14 protein-coding genes are annotated in these 19,029 nt (G+C 57.2%); 10 read left to right on the forward strand and 4 right to left on the reverse strand.

Translation table 11 applies throughout. The features are described 5' to 3' along the window. Positions 1-144: 144 nt before the first annotated feature. Together clpB and INR77_RS05290 are read left to right on the forward strand one after the other, a co-directional pair. A complete protein-coding gene (clpB, locus tag INR77_RS05285; protein WP_223072902.1) occupies positions 145-2,721 on the forward strand; it encodes an ATP-dependent chaperone ClpB in 2,577 nt (858 codons plus the stop codon). Between the two features lie 43 nt (positions 2,722-2,764). After that, positions 2,765-3,292, forward strand: coding sequence for a hypothetical protein (locus INR77_RS05290; RefSeq protein WP_223072903.1), 528 nt, complete (start codon positions 2,765-2,767; stop codon positions 3,290-3,292). A gap of 98 nt (positions 3,293-3,390) precedes the next feature. Here INR77_RS05290 and INR77_RS05295 read toward each other — a convergent pair whose 3' ends face one another. Then, positions 3,391-3,684, reverse strand: a complete 294-nt coding sequence (locus tag INR77_RS05295) for a hypothetical protein (protein WP_223072904.1) — start codon at positions 3,682-3,684, stop codon at positions 3,391-3,393. Between the two features lie 169 nt (positions 3,685-3,853). Next, positions 3,854-6,802, reverse strand: a complete 2,949-nt coding sequence (locus tag INR77_RS05300; RefSeq protein WP_223072905.1) for a TonB-dependent receptor domain-containing protein — start codon at positions 6,800-6,802, stop codon at positions 3,854-3,856. A 354-nt stretch (positions 6,803-7,156) separates the two neighbouring features. Here INR77_RS05300 and INR77_RS05305 point away from each other — a divergent pair, with 354 nt between their 5' ends. The 5 genes from INR77_RS05305 to INR77_RS05325 all read left to right on the forward strand — a co-directional run bounded on the left by INR77_RS05305 (position 7,157) and on the right by INR77_RS05325 (position 13,175). Next, positions 7,157-8,329 (forward strand): acetyl-CoA C-acetyltransferase, encoded by a 1,173-nt coding sequence (locus tag INR77_RS05305; protein WP_223072906.1) that lies wholly within the window; start codon positions 7,157-7,159, stop codon positions 8,327-8,329. A gap of 105 nt (positions 8,330-8,434) precedes the next feature. Beyond that, positions 8,435-9,220, forward strand: coding sequence for an SDR family NAD(P)-dependent oxidoreductase (locus tag INR77_RS05310; protein ID WP_223072907.1), 786 nt, complete (start codon positions 8,435-8,437; stop codon positions 9,218-9,220). Positions 9,221-9,299: 79 nt separating this feature from the next. Then, a complete protein-coding gene (locus tag INR77_RS05315) occupies positions 9,300-9,836 on the forward strand; it encodes a hypothetical protein (RefSeq protein WP_223072908.1) in 537 nt (178 codons plus the stop codon). 35 nt (positions 9,837-9,871) lie between these two features. Continuing rightward, positions 9,872-10,792: a TonB family protein gene (locus tag INR77_RS05320; RefSeq protein ID WP_223072909.1), complete on the forward strand. Its 921-nt coding sequence runs from the start codon at positions 9,872-9,874 to the stop codon at positions 10,790-10,792. 172 nt (positions 10,793-10,964) lie between these two features. Further along, positions 10,965-13,175: a M3 family metallopeptidase gene (locus tag INR77_RS05325; RefSeq protein ID WP_255573951.1), complete on the forward strand. Its 2,211-nt coding sequence runs from the start codon at positions 10,965-10,967 to the stop codon at positions 13,173-13,175. Positions 13,176-13,242: 67 nt separating this feature from the next. Here INR77_RS05325 and INR77_RS05330 read toward each other — a convergent pair whose 3' ends face one another. Continuing rightward, positions 13,243-13,893: a TetR/AcrR family transcriptional regulator gene (locus INR77_RS05330; RefSeq protein ID WP_223072910.1), complete on the reverse strand. Its 651-nt coding sequence runs from the start codon at positions 13,891-13,893 to the stop codon at positions 13,243-13,245. A gap of 152 nt (positions 13,894-14,045) precedes the next feature. Here INR77_RS05330 and INR77_RS05335 point away from each other — a divergent pair, with 152 nt between their 5' ends. From INR77_RS05335 to INR77_RS05345, 3 genes are all read left to right on the forward strand, one after another. Continuing rightward, a complete protein-coding gene (locus INR77_RS05335; RefSeq protein ID WP_370632316.1) occupies positions 14,046-16,355 on the forward strand; it encodes a TonB-dependent receptor in 2,310 nt (769 codons plus the stop codon). Between the two features lie 169 nt (positions 16,356-16,524). Beyond that, positions 16,525-17,397: a crotonase/enoyl-CoA hydratase family protein gene (locus INR77_RS05340; protein ID WP_223072912.1), complete on the forward strand. Its 873-nt coding sequence runs from the start codon at positions 16,525-16,527 to the stop codon at positions 17,395-17,397. Between the two features lie 65 nt (positions 17,398-17,462). Further along, complete coding sequence (locus INR77_RS05345) at positions 17,463-17,954, forward strand: MarR family winged helix-turn-helix transcriptional regulator (RefSeq protein ID WP_223072913.1); 492 nt, start codon at positions 17,463-17,465, stop codon at positions 17,952-17,954. 61 nt (positions 17,955-18,015) lie between these two features. On the opposite strand, the gene INR77_RS05350 is transcribed toward INR77_RS05345, so the two are convergent. Next, on the reverse strand, positions 18,016-19,023 hold the full coding sequence (locus INR77_RS05350) for a type II secretion system F family protein (RefSeq protein WP_223072914.1): 1,008 nt from the start codon (positions 19,021-19,023) through the stop codon (positions 18,016-18,018). Positions 19,024-19,029 lie beyond the last annotated feature (6 nt).

Below are 19,029 nucleotides of genomic sequence, written 5' to 3' on the forward strand. Positions count from 1 at the left end.
CGGTAAGACAGGGGGCTTGTAATGCGCCAGATTGTGACCCACCTACTCAAGTAACACACCTGCGAGACAAAAATTGCCCTTGAGGCCTTGTGTTGCAAAAATGCAACACTATCTAGGGTGGGCAATTCACATGAGGGAACAGGCATGAATCTCGACAAGTTTACAGACCGCGCAAAAGGCTTTCTCCAGGCCGCGCAGACCGTTGCAATTCGAATGAACCATCAGCGGATCACTCCGCTGCACCTTTTGAAGGCGCTGCTTGAAGACAGCGAAGGCATGGCAGCCGGCCTCATCCAGCGCGCTGGCGGGGAAGCGGGCCTTGCGGTGAGCGCGGTTGATATTGGTCTTTCCAAAATCCCGGCGGTGACCGGCTCTGGCGCGCAATCGACGCCGGGCATGGACAATGACCTCGTGCGTGTCCTCGACAGCGCAGAACAGCTCGCTGATAAGGCAGGCGATAGCTACGTGACGGTCGAGCGCTTGCTCACCGCGCTTGCCCTTGCGCCCGACGCGACGCGCGATGCAATGAAAGCGGCCAGCGTCACCCCGCAAAGCCTCAATTCCGCTATCGAAGACCTTCGTGGCGGCAAGAAAGCCGACAGCGCCAACGCCGAGGCGAATTATGATGCGATGGAGAAATTCGCCCGCGACCTCACCCAAGCCGCGCGTGATGGCAAGCTTGATCCGGTGATCGGGCGCGATGAGGAAATCCGCCGCACGGTGCAAATCCTCGCGCGCCGGACCAAGAACAACCCCGCACTGATCGGGGAGCCGGGCACGGGTAAGACCGCGATTGCCGAAGGGCTCGCGCTGCGCATTGCCAATGGCGATGTGCCCGACAGCCTCAAGGGGCGCACGTTGATGAGTCTTGATATGGGCGCGCTCATTGCAGGCGCGAAATATCGCGGCGAATTTGAAGAGCGCCTGAAATCCGTCCTCGATGAAGTGAAGAACGCCGATGGCCAGATCATCCTGTTCATCGACGAAATGCACACACTGATCGGGGCAGGGGCCTCTGAGGGCTCGATGGATGCCTCGAACCTCCTGAAACCGGCTCTCTCACGCGGCGAGCTGCACTGCATCGGTGCAACCACGCTCGATGAATATCAGAAATATGTCGAAAAAGACCCTGCGCTCCAACGCCGGTTCCAGCCCGTATTTATCGAAGAGCCCACCGTTGAAGACACGGTTTCGATTCTGCGCGGGATCAAGGACAAGTACGAGCTTCACCACGGGGTGCGCATCACCGATACGGCGATTGTCGCTGCGGCGAAGCTTTCGGACCGTTATATCCAAAACCGCTTCCTGCCCGACAAAGCCATCGATCTGATGGATGAGGCGGCCTCGCGCATTCGCATGGAAGTGGAATCGAAGCCCGAAGAAATCGAGGCATTGGACCGCCGCATCATTCAGTTGAAGATCGAGGAATCGGCGCTTGCCAAGGAGGATGACACGGCCTCCAAGGACCGGCTTGAGAACTTGCGCAAGGAGCTTGCCGAGCTTGAGCAGGAATCAGCCGAACTCACCACCCGCTGGCAGAATGAGCGCGACAAGATCGAGGCCGAGGGCAAGATCAAGGAAGAACTGGACGCGGCGCGTCTGGAACTTGAACAGGCCCAGCGTTCAGGCGATCTCGCGAAAGCGGGTGAGCTTTCCTATGGCACGATCCCCACGCTGGAGAAGAAGCTGGCTGAGGCCGAAGACCTCACCGAAAACGCGCTTCTTCGCGAGGAAGTGACTGAGGAAGACATCGCGAGCGTCGTCAGCCGTTGGACCGGTATTCCCATCGACAAGATGATGGAGGGCGAGCGCGAGAAGCTGCTTGAAATGGAAGAAATCCTTGGCAAGCGCGTAATCGGACAGGTGCAGGCAATCGAAGCTGTCTCCAAAGCTGTCCGCCGCGCGCGCGCTGGTTTGCAGGATCCCAATCGTCCACTTGGCTCCTTCCTGTTCCTGGGCCCAACGGGCGTGGGTAAGACTGAGCTGACCAAGGCATTGGCCGAATTCCTGTTCGACGATGATCAGGCGATGGTCCGCATCGATATGTCGGAATTCATGGAGAAGCATTCGGTCGCCCGCCTGATCGGTGCGCCTCCGGGCTATGTCGGCTATGACGAGGGCGGCGTGCTGACTGAAGCGGTGCGCAGGCGCCCCTATCAGGTGGTGTTGTTTGACGAAGTCGAAAAGGCCCACACCGATGTCTTCAACGTCCTCCTGCAAGTGCTCGACGATGGGCAATTGACCGACGGGCAAGGGCGCAAGGTTGATTTCTCGAACACGCTGATCATTCTGACCTCAAACCTTGGGTCGCAGCACCTTGCGAACCTTCCCGATGACGGCAAGGTTGCTGATGTTGAGGAGAAGGTGATGGATGTGGTGCGCGGGCATTTCCGCCCTGAATTCATCAACCGGCTGGATGAGATCATCCTGTTCCACCGCCTAGCGATGGAACACATGGCGCCAATCGTCGAAATCCAGGTCAGCCGCGTCCAGAAACTGCTCAATGATCGCAAGATCACGCTCGATCTGACCGATGCAGCGCTGCGCTGGCTTGGCCGGGTGGGGTATGACCCTGTCTACGGCGCGCGTCCGTTGAAGCGTGCGGTGCAGAAATATCTGCAAGACCCGCTCGCGGAAATGCTGATCGAAGGCAAAGTCCTCGACGGTTCGACGCTTAAGATCGACGAGGGCGACGGCGAACTTAAGATCGAAGTGGCGTAGGAGCTGTCTTGCGTGAGCAAGCCAATTGGCGCATGATTATCCCATGAGGGAACATCATAGCTATTGGTTCGCTGGCACCGCGCTCATCGCTTGCCTTACTGTCACCCCCGCTTTGGCGAAGGATGAGGGGCCAAGCCCTTATGCACCGTGCGCCGAGATTGCTGATGATAGCGAGCGGCTTGCCTGTTTCGATGCGACTTACGCGCGGGAAGGCGAATTGCTCGCCCAGCGCGCAGCGGCTGCGCGTCAGGAGAGCGTTGAGAACTTCGGCCTTTCGGATTTTCAAATCCGTGAGCGCGAAGAGGCTGAGCGTGGCCCTGACGCCGTCACTGAACTTGACGAAGAAGGGCAGATTGCTGCCACAGTGGTCGGCGTCTTTGCCAATGATCGCAGCGGCAAGCGGATCTTCACGCTCGATAATGGGCAAATCTGGGCCGAGGCGCAGGTCAGTCGGATGAAGCGAAACCCGCGCGAAGGGCAGAGCGTGACGATCAGCAAGGCGAGCCTTGGGCGGTACCAACTTCGCGTTGATGGCCGAAGCGGCGTGGTCGATGTAACCCGGATGCGCTGATCACCCTCGCACAAGGCCATTGCGAGCAAAAACAAAAAGCGCCCCCTTGCACATAGGCAAGGGGGCGCTTTTGTTATGCTAAATGCAAATGCGGGCGATCAGTTGCCGACCATGCCAGCCTGACCAGATTCGACAATCTCGCGTGTGCCCTCGTTACCGCGCTGCGCGATCTGCTCCCATTCGCGGTTGGTATAACAGCGCTTTGTGAAGCGCGCGCGTGAGCCGATGACGGGTTCGCGGCGGCAGCGTACGTAGTCGGGGTGGTTGCGGTCGGTGATTTTCTTGGGCTCAGCGGTTTCTTTAGTGGCGTCGCCTGCTTGAGCGGCGGCAGCATCCTGCGCCGGGGTGGCGATCATCAAAAGAGCGGTGAGGGTGCTCAAAAGTGAAGTCATTGGTTCCTCCGAAGTGGGAAATGCGCCCTGCCTAACACGGATAGCGCAAGAACAAAACCGCTTGTTCTAGAGGCGGGCGCTAACCGCCAGCGTCAAGCTCACGGTGCACAAAAAAACAGGGCGGCCATTTCTGACCGCCCTGCTTTGATTTGGTTGATCTTTTAAGAGATCAGAAGCGCAGTTTCACGCTCGCACCGTAACGACGACCCAGAGAGTCGTAGGTCGATGGGAAGATGTTGCCGCTGTTGAACGCTGTCGTACCGATGTCCGAACCAACAACCGTTGGCTGGTTGTCGAACAGGTTCTGGACGGTGAACGTGAACAGAATGTTCTCGGTTGCATCGAACTGAGCTGAAAGGTCGAAGTAGTGCTCCGCGGGGATTTCCGTGAAGTCTACGTCACCGAACAGTGGTGAATTGCCGATGAAGGCTTCACCGTTGTCGATGATGTCCTGAGGCTCTTGTTCCATCGAGCTCAAGTAACGGTGACGCAGCGAAACACTGACGATGTCGTCGAACGACGCCGTCAGACGGCTGTCGACAACCCACTCAGGCTGCAGCGAGCCGCAGTTGACGCTGAAGAAACCGATACAACCACGGTTGAGGCTGTTTGGCGTCGCTTGGAAGTTGTTCTCGTTGGTCCAAGTAGCGTTGGACGAGAACGTCAGGCCAACCATGTCAGACAGATCGGTGCTGTAACGAACAGCGATGTCGACACCGTTGGTTTCGATTGCGCCAAGGTTCGATGCGTTGAGGAAGAGACCTGGGGTTTCATCCGGTGCACCGTCAAGGCCACCCGTGGTCGGGTTACGCGAAATAGCAGTGATTTGACATCCTGGGTTCGTTGCCGATGGATTGTCAAAGCAAAGCGAGATCACGTCACCAATGGTTGGCGAAGACACAGCGCCGTCAACTTCGATGTTGAAGTAGTCGACAGAGATCGAAAGACCTGGGACTGCGTCTGGTTGGAAGATCGCACCGACCGTCCAGGTGGTTGCTTCTTCCGTACCAAGGTTCGGGTTACCACCACCGGTCACGTTGATCTGACCAGCCGCTGGTGGAAGAACCGTACCGTTTTGGATGGCATCCGCACCGGGCGAACCGGCAGGAACCTGAGCCAAACACGCTGCGAGCAGGTTGCCGGTTGGAGCAACTGGACCCTGACATGGGTCGTTCGCGAGGTTGTCAAGGCCAGTGGTGACCGGAGCAAACAGCTCACCGATGTTCGGTGCACGTGCTGCGCGCTGGTAGTTACCACGGATGCTGAAGCCAGGTACTGGCTCCCAAGTACCGCCTGCTTTCCAGGTGAACTCGGTTCCTGCAGTCGAATAGTCCGAGTAACGAGCGCCAAGCTCGATCGTCAGGTTTTCAGCGCCAGGGACGCCTTCGAGAACAGGAATGATGAGTTCGCCGAAGACGTCATAAACGTCGTACGAACCGTTAATGTCAGGAGCGGCACCGCCACCACCAACAACTGCGCCCGGAGTTTGCGAAGCTTCGTCCGAGAGACGCGTTGCGGTGAATTCACGATACTCAACACCGGTCGCAAAGCTGATCGGCGTATCGGCAAGGCCCCAACCAAAGTCACCGGTGATGCTACCGTTGACGGTTTTGATCGAAGTTGCGGTGAGCACTTGCTGGGTCAGGCTGAAGACATAGTCGATGGCTTCTTGTGAACCAAGGTTGCCGAGCGTGCCGAACAGGTTGATCGGAACACAGCCGCCCGAAGGATCGGAGCAGGTGCCGTCTGGAAGCGCGAGCAGCGACTGCTGCAGGCGGTCAAAACGAGCAAAGCCCGACTGGCGTTGGATACGCTCTGATTCGCCGTAGGTCGCCGACACATCCCAGAAGATGTTGTCAGTGATACCACCGCGTGCACCAGCAACGATGTTGAACAGCGTTGAGGTGAAGTCAGAGTTACGTGTACCGGCTTCGACCGAACGACGACGAACCTGAGTGCCGAACTGAACGTAGTCGGGGTTAGCCGAACCGTCAGCAAGCGTTTCACCGAACGGCGTATTACGGCCAGCGGCACATTCAGCGTCAGACAGACCAAGGCCTTCACAGAACTGAAGCGCAACCGCGTCAGGAATGGTCGGGTTGTTCAGGTTCAGCTGATAGGTGTTGAAGAACGAACCGCCAGGAGCGATGATCGTCGAAACCGTTTGCTTCGAGAACACGGCTTGCGTGTACACTTCGACAGCGTCGGAAACTTCGTAGTTTGCCGAACCGTAGATGTTGTAACGCTCAAACGGCGTTTGGAAGATGTTGAACGGGTTGAAGTTGAACGGACGATCAAACACGCCTTCAAGAACTTCAGTACCAGCTTCGTTGAGCTGACCAAAGCCGCCTGGGATTGGGCCAACGATCACAGCTGGAACAGCGTTCGAAGAACCCGAAGCAGCACCGCTGAACGAACCAACGTTGAACTCGGAGAAGTCACGGTCGCCCTGGAATACGGCGGCAGTGTCCTGGTAACCGATGCTCAGAACCGCGTTACCGCGGCCATCGTCGAAGTTTGCACCCAAAGTAAGGTCAACGCGGTAGGTTTCACCGTCGCCACGCTCGGTGACTTGCGAGCTTGCGTTGGCTTCAAGACCAGCGAAGTCTTTCTTGGTGATGAAGTTGACAACACCCGAAACAGCGTCAGCACCGTAAGTGGTGGTAGCACCGCCGGTCAGAACGTCGGTGCGCTCAATGACAGCAAGTGGGATCGAGTTAAGGTCAACACGGCCAGTGGTGTCAGCTGGAACGAAGCGACGACCGTCGAGAAGGACGAGGTTACGCTGCGAGCCGATGCCGCGAAGGTTAACGAAGGACGAACCGCCGTTACCGTTGTTCACTGCAGAACCGGTGCTTGGCACGGCGCTTGGCAGTTCGCGAAGGAACTGTTCAGCAGTGTTGGTTTGACGCAGTTCGAGTTCTTCCGAACCAACGAACGTGACTGGGCTTGAAAGCTCAAGGTTAGGGTTCTGAATCCGCGAACCCGTCACGACGATTGCATCGCCTTCGACTTCAGCGGCTTCTTCCCCGTCTTGGGCGAGAGCTGGCGATGAAACCAGCGCAAGACCCAAAGCCAACGGCGCAGCGCTAGCTTTCAGAGTAAAAGTTTTCTTCATGGTGTCTAAGTCCCCTTAGCTGCCGACCCGGAGCCGGCAAAACGTACTAGGTTCACAAAACGGCACGCAGAAACGCCCCGTTTGCTGGGTGGGGATTGCAACAAGGTGGCCCTGCACCGCAAACGAAATGCCACGCGCTCCCGAACTTGCTCAGCCCATGTATCATTATTGCAACATTGTTACGCCACGCTTGCCAGTTGCAACTTTGAAGCCGTTTGCAGCCGCTTGGCGAGACAATCTTGCTGCAATGCAGCATCAAGAACTCACATTTATGCCTGCTTGATTCCTTCAAGCGGCTGCAATAGGCGAGTGGCAAATTGCAACGTTTACGTAAACGGGAAGGGACCCAAGACTATGCCAACCGCCTATATCGTCGAAGCCGTTCGTACCGCTGGGGGCCGCCGTGGGGGCCGCCTTGCTGGCGTTCATCCGGTCGATCTGCTCGCCAAATCGCTCGATGCCGTGGTTGAGCGCAGCGGCGTTGACCCCAAGGCCATCGACGATGTCGTGACCGGCTGCGTCAGCCAGGCGGGGGAACAGGCAGGGCAGGTGGGCCGCATGGGCGTGCTTGCATCAAAGCTGCTCCCCGAATCCACCCCTGCTGTTTCGATCGACCGCCAGTGCGGTTCCTCACAGCAAGCCATCCAGTTTGCAGCGCAGGCCGTTATGTCAGGCACGCAGGACATCGTGATTGCGAGTGGGGTTGAGAGCATGACCCGCGTGCCGATGGGCTCGAACATGACGCTCCACATGAAAGAAGGCCTTGGCAATTATATGTCGGACGGCGTCAAGGAGAAGTACCCCGGCGTCCAGTTCAGCCAGTTCATGGGCGCTGAAATGATCGCCAAGAAACACGGCATGACCAAGGAAGAGCTCGATCAATTCGCCTTGAACAGCCATCTCAAGGCTAAGGCGGCTGTTGAAGCGGGCGCTTTCGATGCGGAGATTGTGCCGGTCGAGATTGAAACGCCCGAAGGCACTGAAATGCACACGGTTGACGAGGGCATCCGCTTTGATGCAACGCTTGAAGGGATTGCAGGGGTTAAGCTGATCGACCCCAACGGCATGGTTACCGCGGCAAGCGCCAGCCAGATTTGCGATGGTTCTTCAGCTGTTCTCGTAGTGAGCGAAGAGGCGCTCAAGGCGCACAACCTCACTCCGATTGCGCGTATTCACAATCTGACTGTGACCGCTGGCGATCCGGTGATCATGCTCGAAGAACCGCTGTTTGCGACTGATAAGGCGCTTGAGCGTGCAGGTATGAAAATCGGCGACATCGACCTTTATGAAGTGAACGAGGCGTTTGCCCCTGTGCCGATGGCGTGGCTTAAGCACACGGGTGCAGACCCGGAAAAGCTCAACGTTCACGGCGGCGCGATTGCGCTTGGCCACCCGCTTGGTGCATCAGGCACAAAGCTGATGGCGACGCTCGTCCACGCTCTTAAACGCCACGGCAAGAAATACGGCCTTCAAACCATGTGCGAAGGCGGCGGCGTTGCTAATGTGACGATTGTCGAAAGCGTTTAACGAATTGCGAGTCCCCGCGCCTAGAGATTTTGGGGCGGGGACCTCCGACCAAACCGAACGAGAACCCCGCCTGCGCGGGGATACACATCTGAGAGGATAGAAAGAATGGAAGTTTCAGCTAACACCCCTGCCGTCGTAACAGGCGGTGCATCCGGCCTTGGTGCCGCCACCGCGCGCGCTCTTGCTGCAAAAGGCGCCAAAGTCGCCATTTTCGACATGAACGAAGAAAAGGGCGAGGCCATGGCCGCCGAAATCGGCGGCGTGTTCTGCAAGGTCAATGTGACCAGCGACGAAGACGTGGACGCTGGCTTTGCCAAGGCGCGCGAGGCCCACGGTCAGGAGCGCATCCTCGTTAACTGCGCAGGCATCGGCAATGCGATCAAAACCGCCAGCCGCTCCAAGGAAGACGGTTCGATCAAGCACTTTCCGATCAGCGCGTTTGATTTCGTGATTCAGGTGAACCTTATCGGCACCTTCCGTTGTATCGCAAAGTCGGCTGCCGGTATGCTTACGCTTGATCCTCTGAGCGAAGACGGCGACCGCGGCGCGATCGTCAACACCGCCTCTGTCGCTGGCGAAGACGGCCAGATCGGTCAGGCGGCCTATTCGGCATCGAAAGCAGGCGTGATCGGCATGACCTTGCCCATCGCACGCGACCTGATGAATGAAGGCGTGCGTGTGAACACGATCCTTCCCGGCATTTTCGACACGCCCCTCCTCGCAGCGGCTCCGCAAAATGTGCGCGATGCTCTGGCGGCATCTGTACCGTTTCCCAAGCGTCTTGGCGTTCCGGAAGAATATGCAAAGCTTGCCATGTGCATGATCGAAACCGGATACTTCAACGGCGAAGACGTACGCCTCGACGGCGGTATCCGCATGGCACCGCGTTAATACCTCTTAGCTAGTTGCAAAATAAAAGGTCCGGTGACACCATGTCGCCGGGCCTTTTTTCTTTTAAGGAGAGGTATTCATGCGCCTTGCTGTTCTTACCGCCGTCACTGCTTGCGCTTTTGCAATAGCACCATCATCCGCGCAGGCGGGTAAAGAGCCCTATGTAATTCCCGCTGGATCGAAGTGGAATGTGGACTACGGCGCTGCCAAATGCCGCCTGTCGCGCACCTTTGGCTCTGGTCCCAACACGCACGTCCTTTTGCTTGATCAATCCGGTGCAGGCAGCACTGCGGCGCTGACGGTGGCAGGCCCATCGTTTGAACGCTTCCGGTTGAAGAAAGACACGTCGATTGATTTGGGCGGCTCGACGACAATCGAGGCCGAGCCCCGAAGAGCGCAGCTTGGTACGATGCGCTACGGGATCGTTTTCTCCGGCCTTGATTTTGGAGGGGAAGACGAAGATAGTGAGGCAAGCAAGCTTGATGTGACAATCGGCAATTCCATCGACCACCTTACCTTTACCCAAGGCCGCCGCGCGGTTCGCCTTGAAACCGGGCCTTTGGGCGAAGCGTTTGACGTGCTCAACGATTGCACCAGGCGCCTTGCTCGCGGGTAAGACTACAAAGCTCAAATATCAGGACTAAAACACAGATGCGTATGTTCGTAACCGCCCTTGCTTCAGGGCTTGTTCTGGCTGGTCTTTCGTCGCCTGCCGAAGCCGCGAAAGAGCCGGTGGTGCTAAAAGCGCGCACACCGTGGAATGTGGATTTCGGGGAAACGAAATGCCGCTTGGCGCGCGCCTTTGGCGAGGGCGAGGATAAGCACGTCCTGCTGGTCGATCAGCATTCTCCTAGCAGCGGCGCGAGCGTCACTGTTGCCGGACCATCGTTCAGGCGGTTTACCAGTCGCAAGGAGACGCTCGTCGCGCTGGGCGATGCCACCGAGCCTTTTGAAGCGCCGGGGATGAAAGCAGAGCTTGGCCCGATTGGTTATGGCCTGGTGTTTTCAAACATCTATTTCCTCAAGGATCAGCCCGCCGTCCTGATTGAAGCGCGCAAGGCGGGCTCAGATAATGAGGGCACGGATAATGACCCAGTGCGCATATCAGGGCAGCTCGATTCCGAATTTGGCGCAGACATCGAATATCTGTCCTTCAAACAAGGCAGCCGCGAAGTGCGCCTTGAAACAGGACCCCTGGGCGAGGCTTTCGAGGTGCTCAACACCTGCACCAGCGATATGCTCAAAGACTGGGGCTTTGACGTTGAAACGCAGCGGCTTGTGGCGAAAGGCCCGGTGTGGACCAACCGCGATGCAGTTACGCGGCGAATCGTTGACAGCTACCCGCGAGCGGCGCTGCGCAGGGGGGAAAGCGCCATTTTGCGGATGCGTGTGACGATTGATGAACAAGGCGGGGTCGAAGACTGCGTTATCAACGAGGTGACGCGGACAGAAACGCTCGAATCGCCTGCGTGTGAGCAAATGCAAAAGGCCGAGTTTGAACCCGCGGTCAATGTGGTAGGCCAGCCCGTGCGGTCGTTCTTTACGACTTCGATTACCTATCGGATCAATTGACGACGCGATCGACGTTCGTCGAGCCCACACGTCGTCCATCTGGCATTCAAGTTGCGCGTGGTATCCAATCGGCTTACCACACAATCCATTACGCCTGCGCTTGCTGCGCGCGCCGAAAGGCCTCGCGCGCTTGTCCTTCGGCAACACACATATAAGAGGGTTTGCACAATCCATGACTTTCAAACTGGCTCCATTAGCCTTTTCCGTTTCCGCCCTTGCGCTAACCACGGCTTGCACAACCATGCCGCAGTCCGCTGAACCCCAATCCGTCAGCGAGAGCGCTGTCACCGCAATCCCAGAAGGGACCGGCTATTTCGCAAGCGATAGCACGCTGCCGTTCCACGCGCCTGACTTCACCAAGATCAGCGAAGACGATTACCTGCCAGCATTCGAGCAAGGTATGGCAATCCAGAAGGCCGAAGTGCAGGCGATCCTCGACAATCCAGAGGCGCCCACCTTCGAAAACACCATCGTAGCGCTTGAGAAATCGGGCCGGATGTTGGGGCGGGTGAGCCGGGTTTTCTTCCAGCTCACGGGCACGCACACCAACGACAATCTTGATGCGATCCGCAAAGAGGTGAGCCCCAAGCTCACCGCCCACGGCGACAGCATCACTTTGAACCCGGAACTGTTTGCGCGGGTAAAAGCGGTTTATGACAACCGCGCTGCGATGACGATGACGCGCGAAGATGCAAAGCTGCTTGAAGGCACGTATGACGCGATGGTGCAAGCAGGCGCGCTTTTGAGCGAAGCCGAGGTCGAGCAGGTCAAGGCGATCAACTCGCAGCTGTCCGAACTTACAACCGAATTTGGCCAATTGGCGCGCAATGCGATGGCGGAACAACCCGTAATCTTTGACAGTGTCGACGAACTCGAAGGCCTTTCGGATGGCGACATTCGCGCAGCCGCCGATTTCGCGGCAAGCCTTGGTCATGAAGGCAAATATGCCATTGCCCTGCAAAATACGACGCAGCAGCCATTGATCCCGGCGATGGATAAGCGCGAAAGCCGTCAAAAGCTGTTCGAGGCAAGCTATCACCGCGCCGATGGCACAACCGACATCGACACCCGCCTGCTGATCGCGCGCATCGCTGAATTGCGCGCAGAAAAAGCGGCGATTTTCGGCAAGCCTGATTGGGCAAGCTATACCATGTGGGACCGCATGGCAGAAACGCCTGAAACCGCGCTTGGCTTTATGGAGCAAATGGTTCCAGCTCTTGCCGCGACGCAGCGTCGTGAGGCGGAAATGCTGAACGAAGCCATCGCCGAAGATGGCGGCGATTATGAGGTGAAGCCATGGGATTGGTATCGCTATGCCAATGCAATCAAGGCCGAGAAATACGACCTCGATGAAGACGCGGTGATGGAATATTTCGTTCTCGACAAAGTGCTTGAGGACGGCGTGTTCTACATGGCTGAAAAGCTTTACGGCCTCACCTTTGAACGTCGCTATGACCTGCCTGTCTATCACGAAGATGTGTGGGTCTATACCGTGTTCGAGGAAGACGGTTCTGAACTTGGCCTGTTCTATTTCGATCCATTCCAGCGCCCATCAAAGCGCGGCGGTGCGTGGATGAGCAACTTCGTCGATCAAAGCTATCTGTGGGACACCAAGCCGGTGATCTACAACGTGCTCAACATCCCCAAAGCGCCAGAGGGCGAGCCGCAGCTCGTCAGTTTCGATTGGGTCAACACCACCTTCCACGAATTCGGCCACGCGCTGCACGGCTTTTTCGCGGATCAGAAGTACGAAAGCCTCTCTGGCACAGCGACCGCGCGCGATTTTGTCGAGTACCCAAGCCAGGTTCACGAAATGTGGATGACATGGCCAGAAGTGCTGCAGAACTACGCTTTCCATTACGAGACAGGCGAACCGATCCCGGCTGAAATGATCGAGAAGATCGAAGCGGCTTCCAAATTCAACCAGGGTTATGACTTTGGCGAAACGGTTGAGGCGGCGCTGCTTGATATGAAGTGGTCTGCGCTCACCAAGGAAGAGGCAGCGGCGCTTGATACGCCTGAGAAAGTGTCGGCTTTCGAGCGCAATTCTCTTGAAGAGCTTGGCCTTGAAATTGATCTGGTGCCACCGCGTTATCGCAGCACCTATTTCAACCACGTCTTCTCCTCGCCCACGGGTTATTCGGCTGGTTATTACAGCTATTTGTGGACGCAAATGCTCGACCATGACAGCCGCAACTGGTTTGCCGAAAATGGCGGTTTGTCGCGTGAAGCGGGTCAGCATTACCGAGAAACAGTGCTGAGCCGCGGTGGAACGATGGACTATTTCGAGATGTATCAGAATTTCGCCGGGCGTAAGCCGGATGTGAAATATATGCTGGAATATCTTGGCCTGACCTCTGAAGACGAGGGCGCGGCTGAATAAGCTTGGTTCGACCTATTAAAAAAGCCCCGCCGCGCGCTCTGAGCCCGGCGGGGTTTTTTCATGCCAATCAGTCAGCGGGTCTGGCAATCCCGGCGCGCAGGATCTGGTTGACCCGCGCAGCCACATCATCGGGGGAGGGGCGGGGCCCGGCCGTGTCCCAGATCGCATAGCGAAGGCCGATGAAAACGTTCATCCCCATGACCGCCCACGCCTCAAGCTCGCCAAGATCGTCGCGCAATTCCCCATCTTTGACGCCCGCCGCAAGCCGCCCTTCGATGCGCTTGGCGATTGTTTCATAGTGCTGGCGGTAGCTGGCCGGATCGACGAACTCGGCCTCGTCGATGATGCGATAGACTTCCTTATGCTCACGCGCGAAGCCGAGAAAGGCGGAAAGAGCAGCCGCTTCGGTTTCGAGCGCGCTCATGCCATCATCAATCGCGCCGCGCGCGCTCGACATAACGTTTGCGCTCATATCGTTGACGAGCGCGCGGAAGAGTGCGTCCTTGCTGTCGAAATAGGTGTAGAACGTGCCCAGCGCGACGCCAGCGCGCCGCGTGATCGAGCTCACCGATGCCTCGTGAAAACCCTTTTCGCCAAACTCGGTCGCTGAAGCATCGAGCAGCTTGCGCAGCGTCTTTCGCCCGCGCTCTGTGCGCGGTGTTTTCGCCTCATTGGGGATAGATGCCGCACTTTCAAATGCAGCCGCACTCTCGCTCATCCGTCTCTCCTCCGCCTCTCGCCTAGGGATAAAAAATGCGCGGCACAAGTTCTAACTTGAAAGTTGGTTCAACTTTCAATACTGGGAGGAGTAACGAGACAATTGGGAGAGAGTTCATGTTGAAATTCGTGGCCAAAAGCCGTGCCTTGCTTATGGTGAGCGGCGCTTTTGTTGCGGGGCTCGCTAGCCCGGCGATGGCGCAAAATTCGGTTGCTGAGCAAGCGAGTGAAGATGAAGGCAACAACACCATCATCGTGACCGCACGCCGGCGTGAAGAGCGTTTGATTGACGTTCCGATCTCCATTTCCGCAGTCACCGGCGAACAGCTTGAGCAACAAGGCGTACTTGAGCTTACCCAAGTCGCTCAACAAGTTCCCAACATCACTCTTGAAGTAAGCCGCGGCACTAACACCACGCTCACCGCCTTTATCCGCGGCGTTGGTCAGCAAGACCCGGTCGCAGGGTTCGAAGCAGGCGTTGGCGTGTACGTTGACGACGTATACCTCAACCGCCCACAGGCCGCCGTTCTTGATGTCTATGATGTTGAACGCATCGAAGTGCTGCGCGGTCCACAAGGCACACTTTACGGCCGCAACACCATCGGCGGCGCGATCAAATATGTGACCGCGCGCCTGCCCGATGAAACAAGTGTCAGCGTGCGCGGCACCGTTGGCAATTACGATCAGGCCGACCTTATCGTCACCGCCTCCACGCCCATCACCGATGAACTGCGCATCGGGGCAAGCGGTGCGCGTCTCTCACGCGGCGGATTTGGTGACAATCTGACGCTGGGCACCGAAAACTACAATAAAGACGTTTGGGCAGGTCGCGGCACAATCGAATATGACAGCGGCCCTGTCTTCGTTCGCCTGTCGGGTGACTATGTCAAAGACGATAGCGAAGCGCGTCAGGGCTCGCGCCTTATTCCCGGCCTTTTGACAGGCGCACCCGTGCTTGACGACGTGTTCGACACGCGCGCAGGACTTAATGTCGTTGATCAGGAGGTTGAGGCTTATGGCGGCGCGCTTAACGTTGCGATTGAGCTTTCCGATACGATTACTCTGAAGTCGATCACTGGCTATCGCGAAGACAAATCAACGACGCCAATCGACTTCGATTCGCTGCCATCGGGCGACCTCGATGTGCCTGCGATCTATGAAAACGATCAATTCAGCCAGGAGCTGCAGATCCTTTATGAAGGTGACAGGCTTTCTGGTGTGGTCGGTGCGTATTATCTTGATGCAAGCGCCTTCACCGCCTTTGACGTGCTGCTTGAAAACACCGGCGCGCTCATCAGCCTGCCGGGTTTGAATGCTCAGACCTTGGGCGATGTGGACACCGAAACGTGGAGCGTTTTTGGCGATTTCACCTATGACCTGACCGATACCGTCAGCATCAGCGTGGGTGGCCGTTACACCAATGACAAACGCACCAGCCGGGTCTTGCGCACGACCTTCATCGGTGGTTTCTCCGATCTGTTCATTCCGAACAGTCCGGCAATTGCGATTGCTACGACCAGTGATTTTCTGGGCAGCGAAACCTTTACCGATTTCAACCCGCGCGCCTCAATCAGCTGGCAGCCAAACGCCGATCACAACGTCTATTTCACCTATTCACAAGGCTTTAAAGGCGGCGGCTTTGACCCGCGCGGGCAAACCACGGCGGCCCCTGACCTTGATGGCGATGGCGACATTGATTTTGATGATCAGTTCCAGTTCCTGCGCTTTGCGCCAGAGACGGTGGACAGCTTCGAGCTTGGTTATAAAGCCTCGCTTCTCGACAACCGTTTGAACATCTCCATCGCTGGTTTTGTAAGCCAGTATGACGATGTGCAAATTCCCGGATCCGTCGGTGTTGACAGCAATAATGACGGCATCAACGACAGCTTTATCGGCATCACATCAAACGCCGCGTCCGCTGACATCAACGGGATCGAGTTTGAAGGTAATGCGCTTGTTGGCGAAGACTTTGCAGGCGACGGTTCGCGCTTCAGCGTCAATTGGTCGCTGGGCGTGATCGATGCGAGCTTCAACGAGTTCATCGACGCATTTGGCAATGACGTGGCCGATCAACGCGTGTTCCAGAACACGCCGGACATCACCGCCCACATGGGCTTTAACCTTGGCATTCCAGCAGCAAGCGGCATGGTCGATTTCTTCGGCGTATTGTCCCTTCGTTCGGATGCGAGCCAGTTTGAAACGCCTAATCCCTTCCTTGATCAGGATGGCTTTGTGCTGGCCGATGCAAGCATCGTTTACTCCGATGACGATGACCGTTTCTCCATCGGCGCGCACGTGAAGAACATCTTCGACAAGGAATATATCGTCGCAGGTTATAACTTCGTCGCGGGCGGCACGCCTCCGGGCACTCCGTTCGTGCCGACATTGGGCCTCGAAGGCACGCTCACCGGATTTTACGGCGACCCACGCCGGTTCTACATCACGGGTGAGTTCAACTTCTAAGCTGCTTTCCTACTCAGAACCCACCTCTCTAAATATAGGGGATGGTCAAAGCCCGCCTTTTGCGTTCAATTGGGTCCCAGAACACCACTGGGATGCCAGGTTCGCGAAGGGCGGGTTTTTTGTCGCCTTGAACAGTGTCTCAAGTGTCTCAAACGAGAGAGGGAACCCAATGAGCAACTACACGCAAATTCTCGTCGATAAGACCGATGGCATCGCAACGATTACATTGAACCGCCCGGAGAAAATGAACGCCTACACCCGCATCATGGGTGAGGAAATCATGGCGGCGATGGATGATATTGACGCCGATGACGATGTGCGTGCAGTGATTTTTACCGGTAGCGGAGAGCGCGCGTTTTGTGCAGGTGCGGACCTGACGCCGGAAGGGGGAGGGCACGTATTTTCCGATCCCACGCAGGTTGATGATCTTTCTGATGAACGCGTGCGCGATGGCGGCGGGCTTTTGACGCTGCGCCTGTTTGAAAGCAAGAAGCCGCTGATTTCTGCGTGCAATGGTGTGGCGGTGGGCGTTGGCTCGACAATGCAGCTGGCGATGGACATCCGGCTTGCAGCGTCTCATGCGCGCTATGGCTTTGTCTTTGCGCGGCGCGGCATCGTGCCAGAGGCGTGCTCAAGCTGGTTTCTGCCGCGCCTTGTCGGCATCTCTCAGGCATTGGAGTGGTGTTATTCGGGCCGCGTTTTCGATGCTGAGGAAGCGAAAGCGGGCGGGCTTGTGCGATCCATCCACGCGCCCGATGATCTTATGCTTGAGGCGCGCAGCATCGCGCGTGAAATCGCTGAAAACACCTCTGCCGTCTCTGTCTCTATGACGCGGGCGATGATGTGGCGCTTGATGAATACCGATCACCCGATGGAAGCGCATAAGATTGACAGCCGCGCGATCTATCGCCTGTCGCGCGGGGCTGATGCGAAAGAGGGGATTGCAAGCTTCCTTGAAAAGCGCGCCCCTGAATATCCGGGCAAGGTGAGCGAGGATATGCCTGATTTCTATCCCTGGTGGGAGACACGGGCCTACGAATAGGGCGCAAACAGAGCTGATCGCGTGCTGTCTTGTCTGAAGACTGGTTTCATGGGAAACCGCATCCGATGACACAGGACACTTCTTTCAAAAGCGGTGACAATCAACTCGCCAGCTTTCTGCCTTATCAGCTTTCCATTACCTCGAACGCGGTGAGCGGTCTGATCGCGCAGCGCTATCGTTCGCGATTTGGTTTGAAGGTCACTGAATGGCGGGTGATTGCGGTTCTGGGCGATGCACACACTCAGGACGGCGGCATGACTCAGCGCGACCTCACTGAGGCGACTTTGATGGATAAGGTTGCGGTCAACCGGGCGTGCAAAGTGCTTGAAGAACGCGGGCTTATCGCGCGGGTCGAGAATGAGGCGGATGGCCGCTCGCATCTCCTGGCTTTGACTGATGAGGGGCAGGGCATCCACCGCGAAGTCATGCCGCTTGCCAAAGCGACTGAGCGCGACTTGCTGGATGGCCTTGATGACGCAGAGGAAGCTGCGCTTCGATCAATGCTTGCCAAATTAAGGGCGCGGGCAGGGGCCTTGGCGAGCTTCCCCAAAGAGTGAACCAAAAAGGGCCAGCGCGTCGGGTAACGCACTGGCCCTCTTCGTTTGTCGGTGTCTGGTGCTACTCTTGCGGTGCCACCAGAGCATCGGAGATCGAACAGGCCGCCGGGCCCAGGATCACGATGAAGAGCACGGGCAGAATGAACATGATCAGCGGAATGGTCATGATCGCTGGCAGACGTGCAGCTTTCTCTTCGGCGCGCATCATGCGCTCGTTGCGGAATTCAGCAGAGAGCACGCGCAAGGCCGAGGCAAGCGGCGTACCATAGCGTTCTGTTTGAACCATGGTGGTGACAACGCCTTTCACCGCTTCGAGGTCGACGCGGTAAGCAAGGTTGTCGAACGCCATTTTGCGTTCGGTGAGGAACGAGAGTTCAATCGCGGTGAGCGCAAATTCATCGCCAAGCTCAGGATAGGCGCGGCCCAGTTCCTTTGCCACGCGGTTAAAGGCGGCGTCCACGGTCAGACCCGCTTCGGCGCAGATCACCAGAAGGTCGAGCGCATCAGGCAGGCCTTTCTGGATTTCGGCGGTGCGCTTGCTGGCAAGATTGGAGAGGTAAAGCTCAGGCCCTTTGTAGCCAAGCCCGACGAGAGCGGCGAAACCGAACAGCTTCTTGATCGAGCCCTCGCCAAAATCGAGCACGTCGAGCCAGTAGAACAGGACAAAACCCAGCGCGCCAAAGATGATCGGCAGAACCGCGCGCAGACCAATGATGATCACGGCGAGTTCCTTGTTGCGGATCCCGGCGTGGGCGAGCTTTTGCTGCACCTCTTCGATCTGGCTCTTTTCGAGCACGTTCATTTTGCCCAGGCTGTCTTTCACCTTGTCGGTGGTGTCAGACCTGCGCACGAGGCTGGCGCGCTTGCGCGTGCCTCCGGTGACGATCCCGGCTTTCAATTCGTCGCGGCGCTCTTCCAGAGATTTGACGCGTTTGGCCATCGGATCCTTGATCGTCACCGCAGCATAGATCGCCATGATGACGGCAAAGGCGGCCAATCCTGCAAGGATGCTCCCGACAAGGATGACGTCAAAGCCAAGGAGCGTTGGTCCGGTTGGTTGATCAAGCATTTTGAA

Origin of the sequence: Erythrobacter sp. SCSIO 43205 (genome assembly GCF_019904235.1) — a bacterium.
GTDB lineage: Bacteria > Pseudomonadota > Alphaproteobacteria > Sphingomonadales > Sphingomonadaceae > Erythrobacter.

Coding starts and splice junctions, on each gene's coding strand:
- clpB (WP_223072902.1), top strand. CDS start 145: ATGAATCTCGACAAGTTTACAGACCGCGCAAAAGGCTTTCTCCAGGCC.
- INR77_RS05290 (WP_223072903.1), top strand. CDS start 2,765: ATGAGGGAACATCATAGCTATTGGTTCGCTGGCACCGCGCTCATCGCT.
- INR77_RS05295 (WP_223072904.1), bottom strand. CDS start 3,684: ATGACTTCACTTTTGAGCACCCTCACCGCTCTTTTGATGATCGCCACC.
- INR77_RS05300 (WP_223072905.1), bottom strand. CDS start 6,802: ATGAAGAAAACTTTTACTCTGAAAGCTAGCGCTGCGCCGTTGGCTTTG.
- INR77_RS05305 (WP_223072906.1), top strand. CDS start 7,157: ATGCCAACCGCCTATATCGTCGAAGCCGTTCGTACCGCTGGGGGCCGC.
- INR77_RS05310 (WP_223072907.1), top strand. CDS start 8,435: ATGGAAGTTTCAGCTAACACCCCTGCCGTCGTAACAGGCGGTGCATCC.
- INR77_RS05315 (WP_223072908.1), top strand. CDS start 9,300: ATGCGCCTTGCTGTTCTTACCGCCGTCACTGCTTGCGCTTTTGCAATA.
- INR77_RS05320 (WP_223072909.1), top strand. CDS start 9,872: ATGCGTATGTTCGTAACCGCCCTTGCTTCAGGGCTTGTTCTGGCTGGT.
- INR77_RS05325 (WP_255573951.1), top strand. CDS start 10,965: ATGACTTTCAAACTGGCTCCATTAGCCTTTTCCGTTTCCGCCCTTGCG.
- INR77_RS05330 (WP_223072910.1), bottom strand. CDS start 13,893: ATGAGCGAGAGTGCGGCTGCATTTGAAAGTGCGGCATCTATCCCCAAT.
- INR77_RS05335 (WP_370632316.1), top strand. CDS start 14,046: ATGGTGAGCGGCGCTTTTGTTGCGGGGCTCGCTAGCCCGGCGATGGCG.
- INR77_RS05340 (WP_223072912.1), top strand. CDS start 16,525: ATGAGCAACTACACGCAAATTCTCGTCGATAAGACCGATGGCATCGCA.
- INR77_RS05345 (WP_223072913.1), top strand. CDS start 17,463: ATGACACAGGACACTTCTTTCAAAAGCGGTGACAATCAACTCGCCAGC.
- INR77_RS05350 (WP_223072914.1), bottom strand. CDS start 19,023: ATGCTTGATCAACCAACCGGACCAACGCTCCTTGGCTTTGACGTCATC.